At 73.0% G+C, this 20,912-nt stretch carries 18 protein-coding genes; 12 read left to right on the top strand and 6 right to left on the bottom strand.

Going from position 1 to position 20,912, the window contains the following annotated elements; genetic code table 11:
• The first annotated feature begins 202 nt into the window (after positions 1-202).
• The 4 genes from ACZ4MF_RS09785 to ACZ4MF_RS09770 all read left to right on the top strand — a co-directional run bounded on the left by ACZ4MF_RS09785 (position 203) and on the right by ACZ4MF_RS09770 (position 6,424).
• Positions 203-1,165 carry a GntR family transcriptional regulator gene (locus ACZ4MF_RS09785; RefSeq protein ID WP_467491438.1) on the top strand — a complete coding sequence of 321 codons (963 nt, stop codon included), beginning with the start codon at positions 203-205 and terminating at the stop codon, positions 1,163-1,165.
• Between the two features lie 222 nt (positions 1,166-1,387).
• Positions 1,388-3,694, top strand: a complete 2,307-nt coding sequence (locus ACZ4MF_RS09780; protein WP_467491436.1) for a phosphotransferase family protein — start codon at positions 1,388-1,390, stop codon at positions 3,692-3,694.
• 10 nt (positions 3,695-3,704) lie between these two features.
• The gene (locus ACZ4MF_RS09775) at positions 3,705-4,319 is read left to right on the top strand and encodes a TetR family transcriptional regulator (RefSeq protein WP_467491434.1); all 615 of its coding nucleotides are present in this window, start codon (positions 3,705-3,707) and stop codon (positions 4,317-4,319) included.
• A gap of 50 nt (positions 4,320-4,369) precedes the next feature.
• Positions 4,370-6,424, top strand: a complete 2,055-nt coding sequence (locus ACZ4MF_RS09770) for a HelD family protein (protein WP_467491432.1) — start codon at positions 4,370-4,372, stop codon at positions 6,422-6,424.
• 42 nt (positions 6,425-6,466) lie between these two features.
• Here ACZ4MF_RS09770 and ACZ4MF_RS09765 read toward each other — a convergent pair whose 3' ends face one another.
• On the bottom strand, positions 6,467-8,842 hold the full coding sequence (locus tag ACZ4MF_RS09765) for an ATP-binding cassette domain-containing protein (RefSeq protein WP_467491430.1): 2,376 nt from the start codon (positions 8,840-8,842) through the stop codon (positions 6,467-6,469).
• A 64-nt stretch (positions 8,843-8,906) separates the two neighbouring features.
• Positions 8,907-9,545 carry a LysE family translocator gene (locus tag ACZ4MF_RS09760; protein WP_467491428.1) on the bottom strand — a complete coding sequence of 213 codons (639 nt, stop codon included), beginning with the start codon at positions 9,543-9,545 and terminating at the stop codon, positions 8,907-8,909.
• A gap of 80 nt (positions 9,546-9,625) precedes the next feature.
• Between ACZ4MF_RS09760 and ACZ4MF_RS09755 the strand changes: the two genes are divergently transcribed.
• The 6 genes from ACZ4MF_RS09755 (at position 9,626) to ACZ4MF_RS09730 (ending at position 14,189) form a co-directional block, all read left to right on the top strand.
• The gene (locus tag ACZ4MF_RS09755) at positions 9,626-10,963 is read left to right on the top strand and encodes an aminotransferase-like domain-containing protein (RefSeq protein WP_467491426.1); all 1,338 of its coding nucleotides are present in this window, start codon (positions 9,626-9,628) and stop codon (positions 10,961-10,963) included.
• 84 nt (positions 10,964-11,047) lie between these two features.
• Entirely contained in the window at positions 11,048-11,626 is a 579-nt protein-coding gene (locus ACZ4MF_RS09750; RefSeq protein WP_467491424.1) for a carboxymuconolactone decarboxylase family protein, read from the top strand.
• Positions 11,623-12,486, top strand: a complete 864-nt coding sequence (locus ACZ4MF_RS09745; RefSeq protein ID WP_467491422.1) for an RNA polymerase sigma-70 factor — start codon at positions 11,623-11,625, stop codon at positions 12,484-12,486. The genes ACZ4MF_RS09750 and ACZ4MF_RS09745 overlap by 4 nt, the downstream gene beginning before the upstream one ends.
• An 87-nt stretch (positions 12,487-12,573) precedes the next feature.
• Positions 12,574-13,065, top strand: a complete 492-nt coding sequence (locus tag ACZ4MF_RS09740; protein WP_467491420.1) for a helix-turn-helix domain-containing protein — start codon at positions 12,574-12,576, stop codon at positions 13,063-13,065.
• A gap of 79 nt (positions 13,066-13,144) precedes the next feature.
• Positions 13,145-13,741 carry a hypothetical protein gene (locus tag ACZ4MF_RS09735; protein ID WP_467491418.1) on the top strand — a complete coding sequence of 199 codons (597 nt, stop codon included), beginning with the start codon at positions 13,145-13,147 and terminating at the stop codon, positions 13,739-13,741.
• 130 nt (positions 13,742-13,871) lie between these two features.
• On the top strand, positions 13,872-14,189 hold the full coding sequence (locus tag ACZ4MF_RS09730; protein ID WP_467491577.1) for a DUF2516 family protein: 318 nt from the start codon (positions 13,872-13,874) through the stop codon (positions 14,187-14,189).
• A gap of 60 nt (positions 14,190-14,249) precedes the next feature.
• Here ACZ4MF_RS09730 and ACZ4MF_RS09725 read toward each other — a convergent pair whose 3' ends face one another.
• The 4 genes from ACZ4MF_RS09725 to ACZ4MF_RS09710 all read right to left on the bottom strand — a co-directional run bounded on the left by ACZ4MF_RS09725 (position 14,250) and on the right by ACZ4MF_RS09710 (position 18,772).
• Positions 14,250-15,554, bottom strand: coding sequence for a PP2C family protein-serine/threonine phosphatase (locus tag ACZ4MF_RS09725; RefSeq protein WP_467491416.1), 1,305 nt, complete (start codon positions 15,552-15,554; stop codon positions 14,250-14,252).
• Between the two features lie 315 nt (positions 15,555-15,869).
• Positions 15,870-16,955, bottom strand: a complete 1,086-nt coding sequence (locus ACZ4MF_RS09720) for a C40 family peptidase (protein ID WP_467491414.1) — start codon at positions 16,953-16,955, stop codon at positions 15,870-15,872.
• 229 nt (positions 16,956-17,184) lie between these two features.
• Positions 17,185-17,997, bottom strand: a complete 813-nt coding sequence (locus ACZ4MF_RS09715) for a class I SAM-dependent methyltransferase (protein ID WP_467491412.1) — start codon at positions 17,995-17,997, stop codon at positions 17,185-17,187.
• Between the two features lie 61 nt (positions 17,998-18,058).
• Positions 18,059-18,772, bottom strand: a complete 714-nt coding sequence (locus tag ACZ4MF_RS09710) for an LAETG motif-containing sortase-dependent surface protein (RefSeq protein WP_467491410.1) — start codon at positions 18,770-18,772, stop codon at positions 18,059-18,061.
• Positions 18,773-19,081: 309 nt separating this feature from the next.
• Here ACZ4MF_RS09710 and mshA point away from each other — a divergent pair, with 309 nt between their 5' ends.
• Both mshA and ACZ4MF_RS09700 read left to right on the top strand, forming a co-directional pair.
• On the top strand, positions 19,082-20,419 hold the full coding sequence (gene mshA, locus ACZ4MF_RS09705) for a D-inositol-3-phosphate glycosyltransferase (protein WP_467491408.1): 1,338 nt from the start codon (positions 19,082-19,084) through the stop codon (positions 20,417-20,419).
• A complete protein-coding gene (locus tag ACZ4MF_RS09700; RefSeq protein ID WP_467491406.1) occupies positions 20,412-20,912 on the top strand; it encodes a type III secretion system chaperone family protein in 501 nt (166 codons plus the stop codon). The genes mshA and ACZ4MF_RS09700 overlap by 8 nt, the downstream gene beginning before the upstream one ends.

The following is a 20,912-nucleotide window of genomic DNA, read 5'->3' as shown; positions in this document are numbered from 1 at the left end:
CGAGTACACGGACCGTCACGACTGCCACCCCCGTACTGCCCACGCGATCAGGCAACCTCTCAAGTCGTCCTGTTGGCTGGCGAAGTTGACTGCTTATGGCAGGCATGCCCGGTCAACTAGATCCAGTAACCGTGTAGTTGATTTGACTGGTTGCCTGACCGTCAGGTGTTTGCCGCCGGTGCGCGGGAGGTACGTACCGCGTGTGACGGTGGACCGGAAGGACGAGAGGGACGAGCAGGGCGAGGCCGGTGGTCACGAGTTCCTCCGGGTCGCGGAGGAACTGCGGGCGCGGATGGCCGATGGCTTCTACCCCGTGGACACCTACCTGCCCTCCCAGGTCGCACTGGCGAAGGAGTTCGGTGTCTCACGGGACACCGTGCAAAGGGTCCTGCGTGTGCTGCGCGGCGAGGGCTGGATCCAGTCCCGGCAGGGCAAGGGTTCCCGGGTGGTGCGGAACCAGCGCATCCAGTCCACGACACCCAGGGCGAGCAGGTCCCGGCGTCAGCTGACCCTCGGGCCGCTGATCGCCGAGGCGTTCGAACAACCCGAAGTCTCCCTGGACATCTACACGTTGACGTCGGAGAGCCTCAACACCCACATCCACTTGCAGGCGGAGCGGATCCGCGCCGGGTTCATAGCACCCCGGCGCATCGCGCTGCGTCTGATCGTCCCGTCGGGGATCGACACCTTGCCCTACCCGCGGGGAGTGCACGACGGGAAGGACGACGTACGGCTGCGCACACGGCTGCGGAGCATCGCCGAGACCCACATCGCCTCCCTGGACAAGGTCCTCGGAGAGCTGCACACGGAGAAACTCGTCCCGTCGGTGGAGTACGAGTTCCGCCACCTCGCCTCGGCCCCGATGTTCAAGCTCTACATCATCAACCGCTCCGAGGTGCTGCACGGTCCGTACATACCGATCGTCCGGCCGGTGATGCTCGACATGGGCGAGGAGGTCCAGGCGGTGGACGTCCTGGGACTCGGCGCGACCCTGACCCACCACGTCCACGACGGCCGCACGGACTCGACCGGGTCGACCTTCGTGGGCGACATGACGGCGTGGTTCGAGGCCACTTGGCAGTTGCTGACGGACGAGTCCGCCCGCGCCGGTGGCACGGACGGCACCGAGGGCGGCAAGGCCGGGACAGGGGAGAGTATGCGATAGCATCCGGCCAGCCGTCTGAGCGATCGCTCGGGTTTCCGCACACGGGACGGCGAACGGGCCGACCTCGGCCGGACCAGGTGCGGACGATGGGCAGACCACCCGCCTGACTCTTCGTCCCGCCCGAATCTTGTGATGCTCCACCCCGGGAAGACGGGAAGACACGGTGACCCGGCCTGACCCGTCCCCCTCCAGTACAGCGCGATCGAACTCCCGGAGCGGCCAGTGGGCGCACCACCCGTCCCCCGCGACACGGCCGGGGAGCGCGGCGGCCGGGCCTCGCGTGAAGCGGTCTGTGCGGCGTTCGCGGCCCAGGCCCCGGCGCGGGGGCGCCCCAGCGGCGGCTTCCACAACCAGAACTATGTGTTGCCGCTCACCGAGCCCATGGCCCGGCTGCTCGGCCTGAGGTCGGGCACGCCGGTGACCGTGCGGCTCCCGCGCGCGGGTGCGCTGCCCGTGGTGATCCGGACCTGGCGGAGCGAGGCGCAGATCCTGCGAGCCATCAAGGGCGTGCTGCCCAACGTGCCCGAGTGCCTGGTCCAGGGCGAGGGCTTCGCCATCCACAGCTATGTGGAAGGCGTGCCGCTCTCCAGCGTCTGCCGGGCCGGCAAACCGGTCGACGGCCTGCTGATCCGGGCGCTGGCGGACCTGCTCGCGCAGACGGCCCGGGTGCGTCGCTCCGCGCTGCCGGTCCTGCCGTCCCTGTGGCCCCGCAACTACACCGACAGCCAGGCCTTTCTGGAGACCCTGGCCCGGATGGCCGACGTACAGATCCGCAAGCCGAACTGGCACCGCTTCGGTGGCCTGTTCGCCGCGCTGGGCATCCCCGAGGACGCCCTGGTCCGGCTGGCCGAACGGGTCCCCTCGATGTCCCGCCGCCCCTACAGCCTGCTCCACGCCGACCTGCACCGGGACAACGTGATCATGTCGTACGGCGGTGACTCTCCCCTGATCTGGGTCGACTGGGAACTCGCCAGTTACGGCGACCCGTTGCACGATCTCGCCATCCACCTGGTCCGGACGCAGTATCCGGACCACCAGTGGGACGAGGTCGTCGAGGCGTGGGTGCGTGCCATGGGCGCGGTGCGGCCCGCCGCCGTCAACGGCGTGGGCCGCGATCTGCGGCACTACGTCGCCTTCGAGCGGGCGCAGTCCGTGTACCCCGATGTGATGCGTGCCGCGAAGTCGCTGGAGGAGTCCTTCGACCAGAAGGGTCTGGACGAGGCCACAGCCTGGGTGCGCCGGGCTCTGGAGGCGGCGGCGGAGCCGCTGCGGCTAGGCCGGGTGCCGGGGCGGCGGGAGATCGAGCGGATCCTGTTCCGCTGGCTGGCGTCCGTACGGTCCGTCGTCGGGACGACGGCAGGGGCCGGGGCGCCGGACGGCGGCGGGTCGTGGCCGGGGTCCGGCGCCCGGACGATCGACTGGAAGCCGGACCGGCGGGTCCCGGAACACCCGGACTTCCCCCATTCCGCCGTCGCCCACGCCCTGACCCTGGAGGGCGCGGCTCAGGCCGACCGGGTGTTCAAGGGCACCGTGCACCTCAACACGGTGCTCCGAGTCCCCGGTACCCGGTTCCCGGTCGTCGTCCGGCGTGAGGTCACGAACGTCACCCGGCGCGAGCGCAGATTCCTCAGCGAGCATGCCGTGCTCCAGGCCATCGAGCGGTCCGGCGCGGCCGTGGCCGCGCCCCGGGTGCTGGCATTGGGCGAGAGCCATTCGATGGACCCCGTCGGTATCCGCACCTACTCCGGGGACCTCTTCGCCATCCACACCTACGAAGGATCGTCCGACACGGGCCGACGCCCCGAGCACCCGGTGAACGGACTGTTCCCGCACGAGGCGGACGGCCTGGTCGACCAGTTGGCCGGGCTCACCGAGGTCGACTACGGGCAGGTCGATCCGGTGGCCGACCCGCCCGGCTTCTACGGCTGGCTCAGCGACCAGCTCGTGGCGCTGGTGGCCGGACTGCCCAAGGAGTCCCAGCGGCTGGCCCGCTTCCTCGGCCTGCCCGACGCGCCCCGGCTGCGCGAGATCCTCGCCCGGCACCGGGTCACCGACCGCGACCCCGCCCTGCTGCACGGCGACCTCAACCCCTGGAACCTGGTGCGACGCGACGACGCCCTGGCGCTGACCCTCATCGACTGGGAGATGGCCGTGGTCGGCGACCCGCTGTACGAGCTGGTCCGGCACATGCACCTCACCCCGACCCGGCCGGAGATCCGCGACCGTATGTTCCGTCGCTGGGAGAACCGGCTGTCCCAGCGGTTCACCCGCAACTGGCAGGAGGACTGGCGGGTCTACCGTTGGATCGAGATCGTCCGGTCGGCCTATGTCGACCTCGACCGCCTGGTCACCGGCGCGAGCCTGGACGCCCCCAACGTCCGCCGCGCCCTCGACTCGTACGCGATGACCCTGGCGGCGGCCACCGCCTCGCTGGGGCTGTCGTCACGGGGACTGCCGTCGTGGCGCCGGGCCAACCCGTACCTCACCCGCGTACTGGCCCGGCCCACCCGTCCCGGCGGTCCCGCATAGGCTCGGCCGCATGGAAGAGATGGGCCTGCGCGAGCGCAAGAAGCAGCGGATGTACCAGGACGTGTCGGACACCGCCGTACGGCTGTTCCTGGAGCGGGGCTTCGACGCGGTGTCCGTGGCGGAGGTCGCGGCGGCGGCCGGGATCTCCAAGCCGACTCTCTTCCGGTACTTCCCGGCCAAGGAGGACCTGGTCCTGCACCGGATCGCGGACCACGAGACGGAGGCGGCCCGGGTGGTCGCCGGGGCCGCCGACCCGCTGGACGCGCTGCGCCGGCACTTCCTCGCCGGGCTGGAGCGCCGCGACCCGGTCACGGGCCTGAACGGCCATCCGCAGGTGCTCGCCTTCCACACCCTGCTCTACGGCACCCCGTCCCTGGTGGCGCGGGCGTACCGGCACCAGGAGCGGTCGGAGGCGGCGCTCGCCGAGGCGCTCGGCGGCGATCTGGACGCGCGGCTCGCGGCCGGGCAGATCATCGCCGTCCAGCGGATCCTCGCCCAGGACAACTGGCGGCGGATCGCGGCGGGGGAGGCCGTGGAGGACGTGGCCCCGGACGCCGTGCGGGCGGCGGAGCGGGCCTTCGCGCGGCTGGCGGAGGGGCTCCCGCAGCTGAGAGGCACTGTGTGAGACCGGGTTAAAAATTTAACTCAGTAACGTTATGGCGGTACGCTGGCGCCATGACGCCACCCGACCCCGCCCTCACGGACACCCTCCACGCCGAGCGCGCCCACCACGACGCCTGTCGTGCCGCCCTCACCGCGATGGTCGAGGGCGCCGCCGAGCAGGTCGTCATCGGCGAGGACGTCTCCGCCTCCGGCGCCGACGCCGAGGTCCTCGGCCACCGGCTGCGCAGCCAGGCCAAGGCCATGCGCGAACTCCCGCCGGGCCCGCTCTTCTTCGGCCGGCTGGACTTCGCCGGGCACCACCCCGAGCACGGCGGCATGGCCTACCACGTCGGCCGCCTGCGCATCACCGAGGACCCGGCCGCCCCGCCCCTCGTGGTCGACTGGCGGGCCCCCGTCTCCCGCGCCTTCTACCAGGCGAGCGCCCGCGATCCCCAGGGCGTGGAGGTGCGCCGCCGGTTCGGCTGGGCGCCCGGCGGCGCGGGCGACTCCGCCGACCTGACCGGGCTGGAGGACGAGTACCTGGGCCGGGGCGAGTCGAGGGCGAGCGACATCGTCGCCCGCGAGATCGAACGGCCCCGGGTCGGGCCCATGCGGGACATCGCCGCCACCATCCAGCCCGAACAGGACGACCTCGTCCGCGCCGCCCTCGCCGACTCGGTCTGCGTGCAGGGCGCCCCCGGCACCGGCAAGACCGCCGTCGGCCTGCACCGCGCCGCCTACCTCCTCTACACCCACCGCAGGCGCCTCCAGCGCTCCGGCCTGCTGATCCTCGGCCCCAACCGCACCTTCCTGCACTACATCGCCGAGGTGCTCCCGGCCCTCGGCGAGAGCGCGCGGCGCGGCGCGACCGACGGGGGGTACCGGCAGACGACGCTGCCGGAGGAGATCGCCCGCCACCCCGTCACGGGCGCCGACTCCCCGGCCGCCGCCGCGCTCAAGCACGACGCCCGCATGGCCGAGGTGCTGCGCCGGGCGCTGTACGCGCGCGTGAGCACCGACGGTCTCAGCGACCTCGCCGTGCCCGACGGCTCCCACCGCTGGCGGGTGCCCGCCGCCGAACTGGCCGCGATCGTGGCCGAGGTGCGCGCCGAGGAGCCGCCGTACGCCGTCGGGCGCGAGCGGGTGCGCACCCGGGTGGTACGGCGCCTGCGGGAGCGGGCCGAGCGGCGCGCCGGGGTGCTGCCCGCCGCCTGGGTGCGCCGCATCGAGCGGGCCCGGCCGCTCACCGCGTGTCTGGACACGGTGTGGCCGAGGGTCCGCCCGGAGGAGGCGCTCACCGAACTCCTCTCGGACGCGGGGGTGCTGGCGCCGGCGGCGGACGGTCTCCTCGACCCCGCCGAACAGTCGGCCCTGCTGTGGCCCCGGCCGCCGCGCTCGTACAAGTCGGCCCGCTGGTCGGCCGCCGACCTGGTGCTGCTGGACGAGCTGTCCGGGCTGATCGAACACCCCGAGGGATACGGGCACATCGTGGTCGACGAGGCGCAGGACCTGTCGCCCATGGAGTGCCGGGCGATCGCCCGCCGGGCGGCCTTCGGCTCGCTGACCGTCCTCGGCGACCTCGCCCAGGGCACCACCCCGTGGGCCGCCCGCGACTGGTCCGTCCAGCTCCGCCACCTCGGCAAGCCGGAGGCGCGCGTGGTGCCGCTGACCACCGGCTTCCGGGTACCGGCGGCCGTCGTGACCCTGGCCAACCGCCTCCTGTCCCGGCTGGACGTCGCGGTCCCGGCGGCCCGGTCCCTGCGCACGGACGGCGCGTTGCGGCTGCGGCCGACGACGGACGTGCCCGGTACGACGGTGACGGCGGTCCGTGAGGCGCTGGCCCACGAGGGCTCGGTGGGCGTGGTCGCGGCGGACGAGGAGGTGGCCGGCGTGGGGGAGGCACTGAGCGCGGCCGGCATCGCCACGTCCGGGCCGGACACCCTGGGCGCCCGGGTCACGCTCGTCCCGGCGAGCATGGTGAAGGGCCTGGAGTACGACCATGTCGTGGCCGTGGAACCGGCGTCGGTCACGGCGGCGGAGCCGCGCGGCGCACATCGCCTGTACGTGGTCCTGACCCGGGCCGTCTCCCGCCTGGACGTCGTCCACTCCCGCCCGCTGCCGTTCTGACGGGGGTGGCGTGCGCCCGGCCGGTGGCAACCGTGCCCTCTGTCACACCCCCACGTAGGTGGCCAAGTGCTTCCCGGTCAACGTCGAGCGCGCAGCGACGAGTTCCGCCGGTGTCCCCTCGAACACCACCCGGCCCCCGTCGTGCCCGGCGCCCGGGCCGAGGTCGATGATCCAGTCGGCGTGGGCCATGGCGGCCTGGTGGTGCTCGACCACGATGACGGACTTGCCGGAGTCCACCAACTGGTCGAGCAGGCCGAGGAGATGCTCGACGTCGGCCAGGTGGAGGCCCGCAGTCGGCTCGTCCAGGACGTAGACGCCGCCCTTGTCGGCCATGTGCGTGGCCAGCTTCAGCCGCTGGCGCTCGCCGCCGGAGAGGGTGGTGAGGGGCTGGCCGAGGGTCAGGTAGCCGAGGCCGACGTCGGTCAGCCGCCGGAGGATCCTGTGGGCCGCCGGGATGTGCGCCTCGCCCGTGGCGAAGAACTCCTCCGCCTCGGTCACCGACATCGCCAGCACCTGGGCGATGTCCCGCCCGCCGAGCGTGTACTCCAGCACCGAGGCCTGGAACCGCTTGCCCTCGCACTCCTCGCACGGCGTGGCGACACCGGCCATCATCGCGAGGTCGGTGTAGACGACCCCGGCGCCGTTGCAGGTGGGGCACGCGCCCTCGGAGTTGGCGCTGAACAGGGCCGGCTTCACGCCGTTGGCCTTGGCGAAGGCCTTGCGGACCGGCTCCAGCAGGCCTGTGTACGTCGCCGGGTTGCTGCGCCGGGAGCCACGGATCGGGGCCTGGTCGACGGAGACCACGTCCGCACTCCCGGGGCCCTTGGGTACCGAGCCGTGCACGAGCGAGCTCTTGCCGGAGCCCGCGACGCCGGTGACCACGCACAGCACGCCGAGCGGGATGTCCACGTCGACGTCCTGGAGGTTGTGCGTCCGCGCGCCCCGGATCTCCAGCGCCCCCGTCGGCTTGCGCACGGTGTCCTTCACGGCGGCCCGGTCGTCCAGGTGGCGGCCGGTGAGGGTGCCGCTGCCCCGCAGCGCCTCGACGGTCCCCTCGAAGCACACCGTGCCGCCCGCCGTACCGGCGCCGGGGCCGAGGTCCACGACGTGGTCGGCGATGGCGATGACCTCCGGCTTGTGCTCCACGACCAGGACCGTGTTGCCCTTGTCGCGCAGGCGCAGCAGCAGGTCGTTCATGCGCTGGACGTCGTGCGGGTGCAGGCCGGTGGTGGGCTCGTCGAAGACGTACGTCACGTCGGTCAGGGCGGAGCCCAGGTGGCGGATCATCTTCACGCGCTGCGCCTCGCCGCCCGACAGCGTGCCCGCCGGCCGGTCCAGCGAGAGATAGCCGAGGCCGATCTCCACGAACGAGTCCAGGGTGTGCCGCAGCGAGGCGAGCAGCGGCGCCACCGACGGCTCGGCCAGCCCGCGCACCCACGCGGCGAGGTCGCTGATCTGCATCGCGCACGCGTCGGCGATGCTCACGCCCGCGATCTTCGAGGAGCGGGCCGCCTCGGTGAGCCGGGTGCCCGCGCACTCGGGGCAGACGGCGAACGTGACCGCGCGGTCCACGAAGGCCCGGATGTGCGGCTGCATGCCCTCCTTGTCCTTGGCGAGCATGGACTTCTGGATGCGCGGGATCAGACCCTCGTAGGTCATGTTGATGCCCGCGATCTTCATCCGGGTCGGTTCCTTGTGCAGGAAGTCCTGGAGTTCGCGCTTCGTGTACGTGCGGATCGGCTTGTCGGGGTCGACCAGGCCGGACTCGGTGTAGAGCCGGTAGTTCCAGCCGCCGGACTTGTAGCCGGGGATGGTCAGCGCGCCCTCGTTGAGGGAGAGGGAGTCGTCGTAGAGCTGGGTCAGGTCGAGGTCGGAGACCGTGCCCCGGCCCTCGCAGCGCGGGCACATGCCGCCGGTGACGCTGAAGCTGCGCCGCTCCTTGACCTGCTGTCCGCCGCGTTCGACGGTGACCGCGCCGGCGCCGCTGATCGAGGCCACGTTGAAGGAGAACGCCTTGGGCGAGCCGATGTGCGGCGTGCCGAGCCGACTGAAGAGGATGCGCAGCACGGCGTTGGCGTCGGTGGCGGTGCCGACGGTGGAGCGGGGGTCGGCGCCCATCCGCTGCTGGTCGACGGTGATCACGGTGGTCAGCCCGTCGAGCACGTCGACCTCGGGGCGCGCCATGTTCGGCATGAAGCCCTGGACGAACGCGGGGTACGTCTCGTTGATCAGCCGCTGCGACTCGGCGGCGATCGTGTCGAACACCAGTGAGCTCTTGCCGGAGCCGGATACCCCGGTGAAGACCGTCAGCCGGCGCTTGGGCAGCTCGACGTCGACGTCCTTGAGGTTGTTCTCCCGGGCGCCGTGCACCCGGATCAGGTCGTGGCTGTCGGCGGCGCGTGCCGCGGTGAGGTCCATGCCGGCCAACCTAACGCCGCCCGCGCCGCCGGCGCTTCTCGAATCCTGACGGCTTCGAGAGGCCCTAGGCAGGACCCGAGGTGTCGGCGGCCAGGGAGAGGGCGAGCCCGCCGAGCACCGTGCCCATCACCCAGCGCTGCACCCTGAGCCAGGAGGGGCGGCGGGCGAGGAAGACGGCGATGGTGCCGGCGGCGAGCACGACGGCCAGGTTGACCGCGATGCTCACCACGATCTGGACCGAGCCGAGCAGGAGCCCCTGGAGCAGCACGTGGCCCTTGCCCAGGTCGATGAACTGGGGGATCAGGGAGACGTACATGACGGCGATCTTCGGGTTGAGCAGATTCGTCATCAGGCCCATCGTGAAGAGCCTGCGCGGCGAGTCGTGCGGCACGTCCTGCGGGGCGAAGACCGAGACGCCACCCGGCTTCAGGGCGTTCCAGGCGAGGTACGCGAGGTAGACGGCGCCGGCCAGCTTCACCGTGACGTACAGCTCGGGTACGGCGGTGAAGACGACCGACAGGCCCAGGTTCGCGGCGAGCAGGTACACCAGGAAGCCGAGGGCGACCCCGCCGAGGGAGATCATCCCGGCCCGGCGGCCCTGGGTGATGCTGCGCGAGACGAGATAGACCATGTTCGGGCCGGGCGTGAGGACCATGCCGAGCGCCACCAGGCCCACGCCGAACACTCCACTTGGTTCGATCATGCGGCGAGCGTAGGTCAGTTCAATACCTCGGTGCAATCAAAAGATTGCGCTCGGTGCAATGATGTGGTGGGGTGGGTGCCGTGAAGGACTACCGGAGCGTCGCCGACGCCGTGGCCGAGGAGATCCGCGCCGGCACCCTGCGGCCCGGCGACCGCCTGCCCCCGCAGCGCGCGTTCGCCAGGCGGCACGGCATCGCCGGCTCCACCGCCACGCGCGTGTACCGGGAACTGGCCCGGCGCGGCCTGACCGTGGGCGAGGTCGGCCGCGGCACGTTCGTGCGCGCGACGCCCGACGGCCCCGCCCCCGCGCTCAGCGAACCGGCGCTCGCCCGGATCGACCTGGAGCTGAACCACCCCGTCGTACCCGAGCAGAGCGCCCTGCTCGCCGAGGGGCTCGGCGGGCTGCTGCGCCCGGACGCCCTCGCGCACGCCCTGCGGCCGGTCGGCGCGGCCGGGCTGCCCGCTGTCCGGGAGTCCGCCGCCGCCCTCCTCGCCCGCGGCGGCTGGCGACCCGACCCCGCGCGGATCCTGTTCGCGGGCAACGGCCGGCAGGCCGTCTCGGCCGCCGTCGCCGCCCTGGTGCCCCCGGGCGGCCGCCTCGGCGTCGAGGAGCTGACGTACCCCGTGATCAAGGCCGTGGCGGCCCGGCTCGGCATCACCCTCGTCCCGCTGGCCATGGACGAGGACGGGCTGGTCCCGCAGGCGCTGGCGCGGGCCCACGCGGCCGCCCCGCTGCACGCCGTCTACGTCCAGCCGCGCGTGCACAACCCGCTCTCGCTCACCCTGCCCGAGCGGCGGGTCGTGGAGCTGGCCGAGACCCTGGAGCGGCTCGCCCTGCCGGCCGTGGAGGACGCGATCTGGGGGTTCCTGCGCGACGAACTCCGGCCGCTCGCCGCGTACGCGCCCGAGCGGACCGTCCTCGTCGACAGCCTGTCCAAGCGGCTCGCCCCCGGTCTGACCCTGGGCTTCGCCGTCGCCCCGGCCGCGCTCACGCCGACCCTCTCCGCCGCCCTGCGCGCGAGCGGCTGCACCCCGATGCGCTTCGCGCTGGAGGCCGCCCACCGCTGGCAACAGGACGGCACGGCCGCGGAGTTGGCGGCCGCCAAGCGGCGGGAGGCGGTGGTGCGGCAGGAGATCGCGGCCCGGCGGCTCGCCGGGTTCGACGTGCGCGGCGAGGACCGCTCCTTCCACTGCTGGTGGCGGCTGCCCGGCGGCTGGCGCGCGGACACGTTCGTCGCCGCCGCGGCCCGGCTCGGCATCGGGGTCGTGCCCGCGGCCGCGTTCACCGTCGGCGAGGCCCACGCCCCGGCCGCCGTCCGCGTGGGCCTCGCCACACCCCCGCGCGACGTCCTCGCCCAGGCGCTCGGCACACTCGCCGACCTGGCCCGCACGGCACCCGAGGACGCGGTCGCCGACTGATCCGGGCCGGGGTGTCACATCCCGGATCCCGCCGGTGTCTTCATGGCGACAAGCCCTTCGTACCGTTCGTACCGGGAGAAGACGATGGCACTGCGTGTCCCGAAGGCGGACCTCTCCGCCGAGCTGAGCGAGAGCATGATCGAGCAGTACGGCCTCGTGCCCGAACCCCTTGAGGCCACCGGCCACCACCCCGACGTCTTCCGGGCGAGCTCGGAGATGGGGGCGCGGGTGACCGCGTGGGACATGGCCGACGACAGCCTCAAGACGTTCGCGCACATGGCCGTCGCGGCACAGGTCGGGTGCGGCTGGTGCCTCGACATCAACTACTTCCTCGCGCAGCACAAGGACCTGGACCTGACCAAGGCGAGCCAGGTGCCGCGCTGGCGGGAGTCGGACGTGTTCACGCCGCTGGAGCGGGACGTGCTGGAGTACGCCGAGGGCATGACGGACACCCCGCCGACCGTCACCGACGCGCTGGTCGCGCGCCTGCTGGACCGGCTCGGCCCGGCGGCACTGGTCGAGCTGACGGCGGCGATCGCCTTCGCCAACTTCTCGACCAGGAACAACGCGGCACTCGGAGTGAAGTCGCAGGGCTTCTCGGACGCCTGCGAGATCCCCCTGGCCGGGCGCCCGGCGACGTCCGGCCCGGCCCCGACGGCATGACGGCGCAGGACCCCTTCGTCGCCCACCGCAGCCTGCTCTTCACGGTCGCCTACGAGATCCTCGGCTCGGCCGCCGACGCCGAGGACGTGCTCCAGGAGTCCTGGCTGCGCTGGGCGGGCGCCGACCGGGCCGAGGTCCGCGACCCGCGGTCGTACCTGGTCCGCACCGTGACCCGGCAGTCGCTCAACCGGCTGCGCACCCTGGCGCGCAGACGCGAGGAGTACGTCGGCGAGTGGCTGCCCGAACCCCTGCTGACCAGCCCGGACGTCGCGGAGGACGTCGAGCTCGCGGAGAGTGTGTCGATGGCGGTGCTGACCGTCCTCGAAACCCTCGGGCCGACCGAGCGCGCGGTGTTCGTGCTGCGCGAGGTCTTCGACCTGCCGTACGGCGAGATCGCCGAGGCCGTCGGCAGGCCGGCCGCCACCGTACGGCAGATCGCCCGCCGGGCCCGCGCGCACGTGGCGGCCCGGCGGCCCCGGGTGACGGTGAGCCGCTCGGAACAGCGGGCCGTGGTGGAGCGCTTCCTGCTGGCGCTGCGCACCGGGCGGCTGCAGGAGCTGCTGGACGTCATGGCGCCCGACGTGGTCATGATCACCGACGGCGGCGGGGTGGTGGCCGCGGGGCTGACGCCGTTCCACGGCGCCGAGCTGGTCGCGGGGCTGCTGGCGCGCGCCGGCGAGGTCACGTCGGACTTCGCGCCGGTGTGGCTCAACGGCGCACCGGCGATCCGGATCGACCTCGACGGGGAGCCGTGCGCGGTCAGCGCCACGGTGGCCGACGGCCGCATCACCGGTCTCTACGTCGTCCGCAACCCGCACAAGCTGACCCGCCTCGACGAACCGGCGCAGCTGTCCCGGTGACCGGCCGGCCACCGTGCCCCACCCCGCGACACACTTTTGCAAGCAAGGTGCTTGCAATTGTTAGCATGGGTGGGGCACAGTGGGGGCATGGCATCGCTGAACGTCGGCAATCTCGGTGAGTACCTGCGCGAACAGCGGCGGAACGCCCAGCTGTCGCTGCGGCAGCTCGCCGACGCCGCCGGGGTGTCCAATCCGTACCTGAGCCAGATCGAGCGCGGGCTGCGCAAGCCCAGCGCGGAGGTGCTCCAGCAGGTCGCCAAGGCCCTGCGCATCTCCGCCGAGACGCTGTACGTGCGCGCCGGCATCCTCGACGCGGAGCGGGACGGGGAGGAACGCCTCCGGGAAGGCGCGACGCGCGCCGGCATTCTCGCCGACCCCTCGCTCAACGAGCGGCAGAAGCAGGTGCTGCTCCAGATCTACGAGTCCTTCCGCAAGGAGAACGGATTCGGGGGCGGCGAGCCCGACGCGGCCGAGGACGGCCCGGCGGGCGCGGACCACGGCGCCGGCGGCACGGACGGCGCCGGCGCCGCGGCCGGCAGAAGCGATGTCGATGCCGGTCCGCGGCGGACGGCCGGATAACCGGACCAGGGCGCCGGCCGCCCCACCGCGGACCACACCAACCCTCAGCCGAACGCGAATCCGGGAGGACCAGATCACCATGGCCATCACCGACGACCTGCGCAAGACCCTCAGCGACCCGACTCCGCTCTACTTCGCCGCCGGTACCGCCGACCTCGCCTACCAGCAGGCCAAGAAGGTGCCCGCCCTGGTCGAGCAGCTGCGCGCCGAGGCCCCGGCCCGCATCGAGGCCGTGCGCAACACCGACCCCAAGGCCGTGCAGGAGAAGGCCGCCGCCCGCGCCAAGGAGGCGCAGGAGACCCTGCAGACCAAGGTCAACGAGTTCCTCGGCACCCTCGACGTGGACCTGAAGAAGCTCGGCGAGCAGGCCCAGGACCTCGCCCTGCGCGGTGTCGGCGTCGCCGCCGAGTACGCCGTCAAGGCCCGCGAGACCTACGAGAAGGTCGCCGAGCACGGCGAGCAGACCGTGAAGACCTGGCGCGGCGAAGCCGCCGAGGACATCGAGGACTTCGCGATCGCCGTCGAGGGCAGGCCCGAGCCGGTCGCCGTCAAGGAGGAGGAGCCGAAGCCCGCCGAGGCCGAGGCCGCGCCCGCCGAGAAGAAGCCGGCCGCCAAGAAGGCCCCGGCGCCGCGCAAGAGCACCACCGCGAAGAAGACCACGCCGCCCGCGAAGTGAGCGCGCGCGACGAGCCGGCACCGGGCCGGGCACCTTCGGGGTGTCCGGCCCGTTGTATGGGTACCGTGGCTGTACGGACGACTCGACTCGGGTGGTGGGTACTGTGCTGACAACGGCAATCGGCGGAGTGATGTGGCTGATCTTCACCGCCATGCTGGCGCTCGCCATCGTGGCGTTCGTGATGGCGGCGATCTTCCGCGAGGACGCCTACCGCGCCGCGAACAAGAACAACAAGGGCTTCTGGCTGATCATCCTGGGCCTCGCGGTCGCGGTGAACCTCTTCGTCCCCTGGCTCTTCCTCCAGCTCGCGGGCCTGGTCGCCACGATCGTCTTCTTCGTGGACGTCCGCCCGGCCCTCCAGCAGGTCTCGGGCGGCAAGGGCTTCCGGAAGCGGGGCCGCGGCAGCAGCAGCGACGGTCCGTACGGGCCGTACAACGGCGGCCGCTGACAAGCAGCGCCCCGACCGGCAGCCGGCGACGGAGCGGTACCTCCTACGGGGAGGTACCGCTCATAGCGTCCGGTCCAGCAGCACGACCGCCACGTCGTCCGTCAACTCGCCCCCGTTGAGCTGCCGGACCTCGGCCACCGCGGCCCGCAGCAGCGCCTCGCCCCGCAGCCCCTCGGACAGCTGCCGCCGGATCATCGACACCATGCCGTCCTGACCCAGCCGCTCCCCGCCGTCGCCGACCCGCCCCTCGATCAGCCCGTCGGTGTAGAGCATCAGGCTCCACTCGGCCCCCAGCTCGACCTGCATCCGCGGCCAGCGCGCCCCGGGCAGCAGCCCGAGCGCGGGGCCGTTGTTGTCGTAGGGAAGCAGCGTCGCGTCCCGCCCGGGACGGGCGAGCAGCGGTGCCGGGTGCCCGGCCAGGCACAGGCCCGCGCTGCGGCCGTCCGGCGCGATGTCGACCGTGCACAGCGTCGCGAAGATCTCCTCGTCGGCGCGCTCGTGCTCCAGCACCTGCTGCAGCGTGCTCAGCAGCTCGTCCCCGCACAGCCCGGCCAGCGTCAGCGCCCGCCAGGCGATGCGCAGCTCCACGCCGAGCGCGGCCTCGTCCGGGCCGTGGCCGCAGACGTCACCGATCATCGCGTGCACCGTGCCGTCGGGCGTGCGGACGGCGTCGTAGAAGTCGCCGCCGAGCAGTGCCCGGGAGCGGCCGGGGCGGTAGCGGGCGGCGAAGCGCAGCTCGGAGCCGTCCAGCAGGGGCGTGGGCAGCAGCCCGCGCTCCAGCCGGCGGTTCTCCTGGGCGCGCAGCCGGCCCTCCGCGAGGCGCCGTTCCGCGGTGTCGGAACGTTTCCTCTCCACCGCGTACCGGATGGCGCGGCTCAGCAGCCGGCCGTCCAGCTCGTCCCGGAAGAGATAGTCCTGGGCCCCCACGCGCACGGCCTCGGCGCCGCGCTCGGGGTCGGCGGAGGCGGTCAGCGCGAGCACGGCGTGCCGGGGCGCGAGCCGGAGCACGTGCTTGAGCACGGCCAGCTCGTCGTCGGCGTCGTCGCGGGCGGGCGCGGACAGCGCGAGGTCCAGCAGGATGCAGTGGACGTCGTCGGTGAGCAGCCGCTCGGCCTCGGTGAGGTTGCGGGCGGTGCGCACGCGGATCGGCTTGCCGGCCGAGTCCTGCAACTCGTGCGCCAGCGGCGAGCCGGCCGGATCGTCCTCGATCAGCAGCAGCGTGAGAGTGGTGCCGGTGCCGCTGGTGGGCGTGGCGTCGCGGTGGGCCTCTTCCTTGAGGGGGCCGCCGACCGCGGTGGCGGCCTCCTGCGCCTGACCACTCTCCACGGCCGGGATCGCTCTCTGCCGCGGTACGGGTACGGGCATGGTGTCGGGTTCCTTCCCTCCCCCCGAGGGCGTGACGGCGCCGAGGGTCTCGGGCCATCGACGGGTGACCATAGCGGCATTGCCCGCCCTGATGGAATGGTGTGAGCCGCGTCGCTCCCGCGCAGGCCGCTGTCATATGCCGCGTTCCCTACCGCAGTTGGACAGGGCGCCCCGGCCCGCGGGATGACGAAGCTCACGTCTGCCGGGGTTCGGGCGGGGGTTGGGGTGCGGTGGGTCACATGGCGTGGGTCACGCGCAGGGTGGTGCGGGGGGTGATGTGCGGGTGGGGTGCGGGGTGTGTCCCGGCCGTGAGGCCTACGCGTCGGGCCGTACGACGCCCAGGATCGCCATCGAGCCGGCGCCCGCGATCGTGACGTTCCGGCCCGGGCGGGGGGCCTGGATGATGGCGCCGTCGCCGATGTAGATGGCGACGTGGCTGGCGTCCGTGAAGTAGACGATGAGGTCGCCGGGCCGCATGTCCTTGATGTCGACGTGCTTGAGCTGCTGCCACTGCTCCTGCGAGGTGCGCGGGATGGGCCGGCCGGCCGCCGCCCAGGCCTGGGAGGTCAGGCCCGAGCAGTCGAAGGAGCCGGGGCCCTCGGCACCCCACACGTACGGCTTGCCGAGCTGGGCGGTGGCGAACGCGACGGCCTTCCTGCCCTGCTCGGAGGCCTTGGCGTTGATCTCCTTGAGGATGCCGGTGTCCAGCCAGGCGGTCTGGGCCTTCAGCGCGGCCTGGTTCTCCAGCTGGTCCAGCCGCTCCTGGTCCTTCTTCGCCAGCTCGGATTCGAGCTTCTTCGCGGCGGAGATCTGCTGCTCGATCTTCTTCTTGGCGTCGGCCTTGGTCTTGCGGTCGGCGTCCAGCTTCTGCCACCGGTCGGCGGCGTCGACGGCGTAGGCCTGCAAGTCGTCCTGCGTGCCGGTCAGTTCGCCGATCAGCTTCTTCGTCGCCTGCTGGCCCTGGAGCACCAGCCCGGCGCCGTCCAGGAACTGGCCCGGGTCGTCGCTGAGCAGGAACTGCGCGGTGGGCGGCAGACCGCCGGTGCGGTACTGCTCCCTGGCCGCCGCGCCCGCCTGGTCCTTGAGCCTCTCCAGCCGCTGCTGCCCCGTGGCGATCTTCTTGGCCAGCGCGACGATCTCGGCGGACTGCTTCTTCGTCCGTTCCTCGGCGGCGTTGTAGGCGTCGGTCGCGACGGCCGCGTCGTGGTAGAGCTTGTCCAGCTGCTCGCGGACCTTCTCAAGGTCCTTGCCGGGCACGGGAGTCGGGGACGACGCGGGGGAGGGGGTCGCGCTCGGCGTGGGTGCCGGAGCGGCGAAGGCCGTGCCGGGTGCCGACAGCGCGGTCACCGCGCAGACCACGGTCACGGCGGCCATCAGCATGCCGCGCTTGCCCCAGCCCATCACACGTCCCCCAACCTGATTTACCGTCAGTAACTTACGGTGCCCGGGGATCGTGTCACGTCATGGCGCAAAACGACAGAGGCAATGACAGACCCACGGAAACGACACAGGAAGCAATCCCCCCGCACCCGCCGCCGTACGACGATCCCCCGCCGATGTGACGAACGACGCACGGAGATCGTTCCCCTCCCCTCCCCTCCACGCCCGGCGGTCCCACCGGACACCGGGGTCAGCCGCGCGGCGCCAACGCCCCCCACATGACCGTCACTTCGCCCTGCCGCCAGCGGGCCGGGGAGTCCGTCACCGGCCAGTCCGCCGTCAGGTCCCGTACCGCGCGCAGCCAGCGCTGGCGGGCGCCGTAGGAGGCGTAGGGCGCGGCGGCGGCCCAGGCGCGGTCGAAGTCGCGCAGGAAGGCGTGCACCGGCTCGCCGGGGACGTTGCGGTGGATGAGCGCCTTCGGCAGCCGCTCGGCGAGGTCGGACGGCCGCTCCAGCGAGCCCAGCCGCGTCGCGAAGGTCACGGTCCTCGGCCCCTCCGGGCCGAGCGCCACCCACACGTGGCGCCGCCCGATCTCGTCGCACGTCCCCTCGACCAGCAGCCCGCCGCGCGAGCCGGCGCCCGCCGGGGCGAGCCGCGCGCACAGCCGCTCCCAGACGGCCGCGACCTGGTCCTCGTCGTACTGGCGCAGCACATTGGCGGCCCGGACGAGCAGCGGGCGTCCGGCGACGGGGATCTCGAAGCCGCCGTGCCGGAAGACCAGCCCGTCGCGTTCGTACGGCCTGGCCGCCGCCACCCGCTCCGGTTCGATCTCGACGCCGACCACGCGCGCGCGGGGCGCGACGGTCCGCAGCCGGCCGAGCAGTTCGACGGCGGTCCAGGGCGCGGCGCCGTAGCCGAGGTCGATCGCGAGCGGGTCCGCGGCGCGGCACAGCTCGGCGCCGTGCGTGGCGGCGATCCACCGGTCCATGCGGCGCAGCCGGTTCGGGTTGGTCGTCCCGCGCGTCACCGTTCCGACAGGGCGGGAGGCTGCGCGGGCTGTCATGCCTACGAGGGTAAGCGGGCGCCCGGCCGAACTCCGTCGGCCGGGCGCGTGGGGTCGGGGGTCAGCGGGAGCGCTGTGCGGCCTTGCGGCGCAGGACGAGGACGATGCCGCCGCCCACCACGACCAGTGCGGCCGCCGCACCGGCGATCAGCGGGGTGCCGCTGGACGCACCGGTCTCGGCGAGGCGGGTCCCCCCGCCCGCGGGCGACGGGGCGCCGCTCGCCACCGGCGAGGCGGCCGGGCTGCCGCTGGGGGCCGGGGCCGGGACGGCGGAGGCCGCCGAGGAGGGGCGCGCGGACGGCGCCGCCGAGGACGCGGGGGCGGACGGTGTCGGGGAGGCCGAGGGGGCGGAGCCGCCGGCGGGCGTGCAGGTGAAGTCGTCCGGGACGACCACCGGGGGCTTGAGGTCCTCGTCGACGCTGTCGCCCGCCTTCACGTGGACCACGAAGGTCTGCCCGGCGTGCCAGTCCAGGGGATGCAGGTCGACGCTCGCGCCCTGCGCGGTCGGGTGCCCGATGGTGCCGGTGTCGACGTCCCGCTCCCCGCCCGGCATGCTCAGCTCTATCTTCAGGGTGAGCGTGGCGGGGGTGCCGGAGGCGTCCTTGTCGGTGACCCGGACGACGGGCTTGCCCGCGCTGTCGCAGGCCGGGGCGGCGGTGAAGTCGGCGATGTCGCAGGCGAGCGCGGACTGGGCGGCGGCGACGGAGAGGGCGGCCGCGGCGGCCGACGTGCCGATGGCACGCGCCGCCCTGGTGAGGTGACGGGAACGGAGCACGAGGAAGCGTGTACATGCCCCGCGCAGACGCTGTCAAAGGTTGTATCGCAGCAGGTCAAGCCTTGTTCTAAGAGGTTTCCGCCACGAGTAAAGAGGTGTCGCGTGCGGGTCTGGCACCCACCCGGACCGCCGACCGGCACCCGCGCGACGGATGGCAGGCACCCACCCCTATGGTTGACCGCGGGAAGGTCATGATTGGGTAAAGCGGTCCGATCGGGAAATGACAGCGCCCCCGCCCGCTGTTGCACCCCCTTGGAGGGCGCGGCAGGCCCTCCGGCAGGCATGCCCGCAGCCCAGGAGGAACGCCAGGTGAGCCAGTACGTCAGCAGGCTCGGGCGCCGCTCTCCGGCGACCGCCCCCCGGCTCCGGCTGCACCGCAGGCCGCGCCGGGTCGCCATGCTCTCCGTGCACACGTCCCCGCTCCACCAGCCCGGCACCGGCGACGCCGGCGGCATGAACGTCTACATCGTGGAGCTGGCCCAGCGCCTCGCCGCGCAGGGCATCGAGGTCGAGATCTTCACCCGCGCCACCTCCGGCGGCCTCGAACCCACCGTCCAGCTGGCCCCCGGCGTCCTCGTCCGGCACGTGGACGCGGGCCCCTACGAGGGGCTCAACAAGGAGGACCTGCCCGCCCAGCTGTGCGCCTTCACGCACGGCGTGATGCAGGCCTGGGCCGGCCACCGCCCCGGCTACTACGACCTCGTCCACTCCCACTACTGGCTCTCCGGCCACGTCGGCTGGCTCGCCGCCCAGCGCTGGGGCGTGCCCCTGGTGCACGCCATGCACACGATGGCCAAGGTCAAGAACGCCAGCCTGGCCGCCGGCGACACCCCCGAGCCCGCCGCCCGCGTCATCGGCGAGACCCAGATCGTGGCCGCCGCCGACCGCCTCGTCGCCAACACGGCGGAGGAGGCCGACGAGCTGGTCCGGCACTACGACGCCGATCCCGCCAAGGTCGCCGTCGTCCACCCCGGCGTGAACCTCGACCGCTTCCGCCCGGCCGACGGCCGCGCCGCCGCCCGGCTGCGCCTGGGCCTGCCGCAGGACGCCCTGATCCCGCTCTTCGCGGGCCGCATACAGCCCCTGAAGGCCCCCGACGTGCTGCTGCGCGCCGTCGCCGTCCTGCTGGACGAGCGCCCGGAGCTGCGCTCGCGCATGCTCGTGCCGATCGTCGGCGGCCCGAGCGGCAGCGGGCTCGCCAAGCCGGAGGGGCTGCAGAAGCTCGCGGCGCGGCTCGGCATCGCGGACGTCGTACGGTTCCGCCCGCCGGTCGGCCAGGAGCAGCTCGCGGACTGGTTCCGGGCCGCGTCGCTGCTGGTCATGCCGTCGTACAGCGAGTCCTTCGGGCTGGTCGCGATCGAGGCGCAGGCGGCCGGTACGCCGGTGCTGGCCGCCTCGGTCGGCGGGCTGCCGGTGGCCGTGCGCGACGGCGCGACCGGCTTCCTGGTCCAGGGCCACGACCCGGCCGACTACGCGCGCGTGCTGCGCCGGTTCGCCGACGAGCCCGCGCTCACCGCCACCATGGGCCGGGCCGCCGCCCGGCACGCGCAGTCCTTCGGCTGGGACACGGCGGCCACCGCCACCGCCGAGGTCTACACGGCCGCGACCCAGTCCCACCGCCGTCGCGTACGCTCGCCCCATGGGTGATGTGGACAAGACCGCGCAGGTCCTGGAGGGCGTCCTGGAGGACGCCGAGCTGGAGTGGGAGAGCCCCGAGCCCGGGAACTACGTGGTCAAGCTCCCCGGCACCCGCAAGCTCTCGACCACGGTCTCCTTCCTCGTCGGCCGCCACTCGCTCTCCCTCAACGCCTTCGTCGTCCGCCACCCCGACGAGAACGAGGCGGGCGTCCACCGCTGGCTCCTGGAGCGCAACCTCAAGCTGTACGGCGTGAGTTACGCCGTCGACCGCCTCGGCGACGTCTACGTCACCGCCCGCCTGCCCCTCGCCTCGGTCACCCCCGACGAGATCGACCGCCTCCTCGGCCAGGTCCTGGAAGCGGCCGACGGCGCCTTCAACACCCTCCTGGAGCTGGGCTTCGCCTCCTCGATCCGCAAGGAGTACGCCTGGCGGGTGTCCCGGGGCGAGTCGACGCGGAACCTGGACGCGTTCAGGCATCTGATCGAACGCCCTGCGGACTGA

Source organism: Streptomyces sp. NPDC025793, assembly GCF_055558375.1.
This window is presented reverse-complemented; position numbering and strand designations above follow the sequence as displayed.

Coding starts and splice junctions, on each gene's coding strand:
- ACZ4MF_RS09760 (WP_467491428.1), bottom strand. CDS start 9,545: ATGATCGAACCAAGTGGAGTGTTCGGCGTGGGCCTGGTGGCGCTCGGC.
- ACZ4MF_RS09715 (WP_467491412.1), bottom strand. CDS start 17,997: ATGACAGCCCGCGCAGCCTCCCGCCCTGTCGGAACGGTGACGCGCGGG.
- ACZ4MF_RS09720 (WP_467491414.1), bottom strand. CDS start 16,955: ATGGGCTGGGGCAAGCGCGGCATGCTGATGGCCGCCGTGACCGTGGTC.
- ACZ4MF_RS09725 (WP_467491416.1), bottom strand. CDS start 15,554: ATGCCCGTACCCGTACCGCGGCAGAGAGCGATCCCGGCCGTGGAGAGT.
- ACZ4MF_RS09765 (WP_467491430.1), bottom strand. CDS start 8,842: ATGGACCTCACCGCGGCACGCGCCGCCGACAGCCACGACCTGATCCGG.
- ACZ4MF_RS09770 (WP_467491432.1), top strand. CDS start 4,370: ATGACGCCACCCGACCCCGCCCTCACGGACACCCTCCACGCCGAGCGC.
- ACZ4MF_RS09745 (WP_467491422.1), top strand. CDS start 11,623: ATGACGGCGCAGGACCCCTTCGTCGCCCACCGCAGCCTGCTCTTCACG.
- ACZ4MF_RS09735 (WP_467491418.1), top strand. CDS start 13,145: ATGGCCATCACCGACGACCTGCGCAAGACCCTCAGCGACCCGACTCCG.
- ACZ4MF_RS09750 (WP_467491424.1), top strand. CDS start 11,048: ATGGCACTGCGTGTCCCGAAGGCGGACCTCTCCGCCGAGCTGAGCGAG.
- ACZ4MF_RS09730 (WP_467491577.1), top strand. CDS start 13,872: ATGTGGCTGATCTTCACCGCCATGCTGGCGCTCGCCATCGTGGCGTTC.
- ACZ4MF_RS09700 (WP_467491406.1), top strand. CDS start 20,412: ATGGGTGATGTGGACAAGACCGCGCAGGTCCTGGAGGGCGTCCTGGAG.
- ACZ4MF_RS09740 (WP_467491420.1), top strand. CDS start 12,574: ATGGCATCGCTGAACGTCGGCAATCTCGGTGAGTACCTGCGCGAACAG.
- ACZ4MF_RS09775 (WP_467491434.1), top strand. CDS start 3,705: ATGGAAGAGATGGGCCTGCGCGAGCGCAAGAAGCAGCGGATGTACCAG.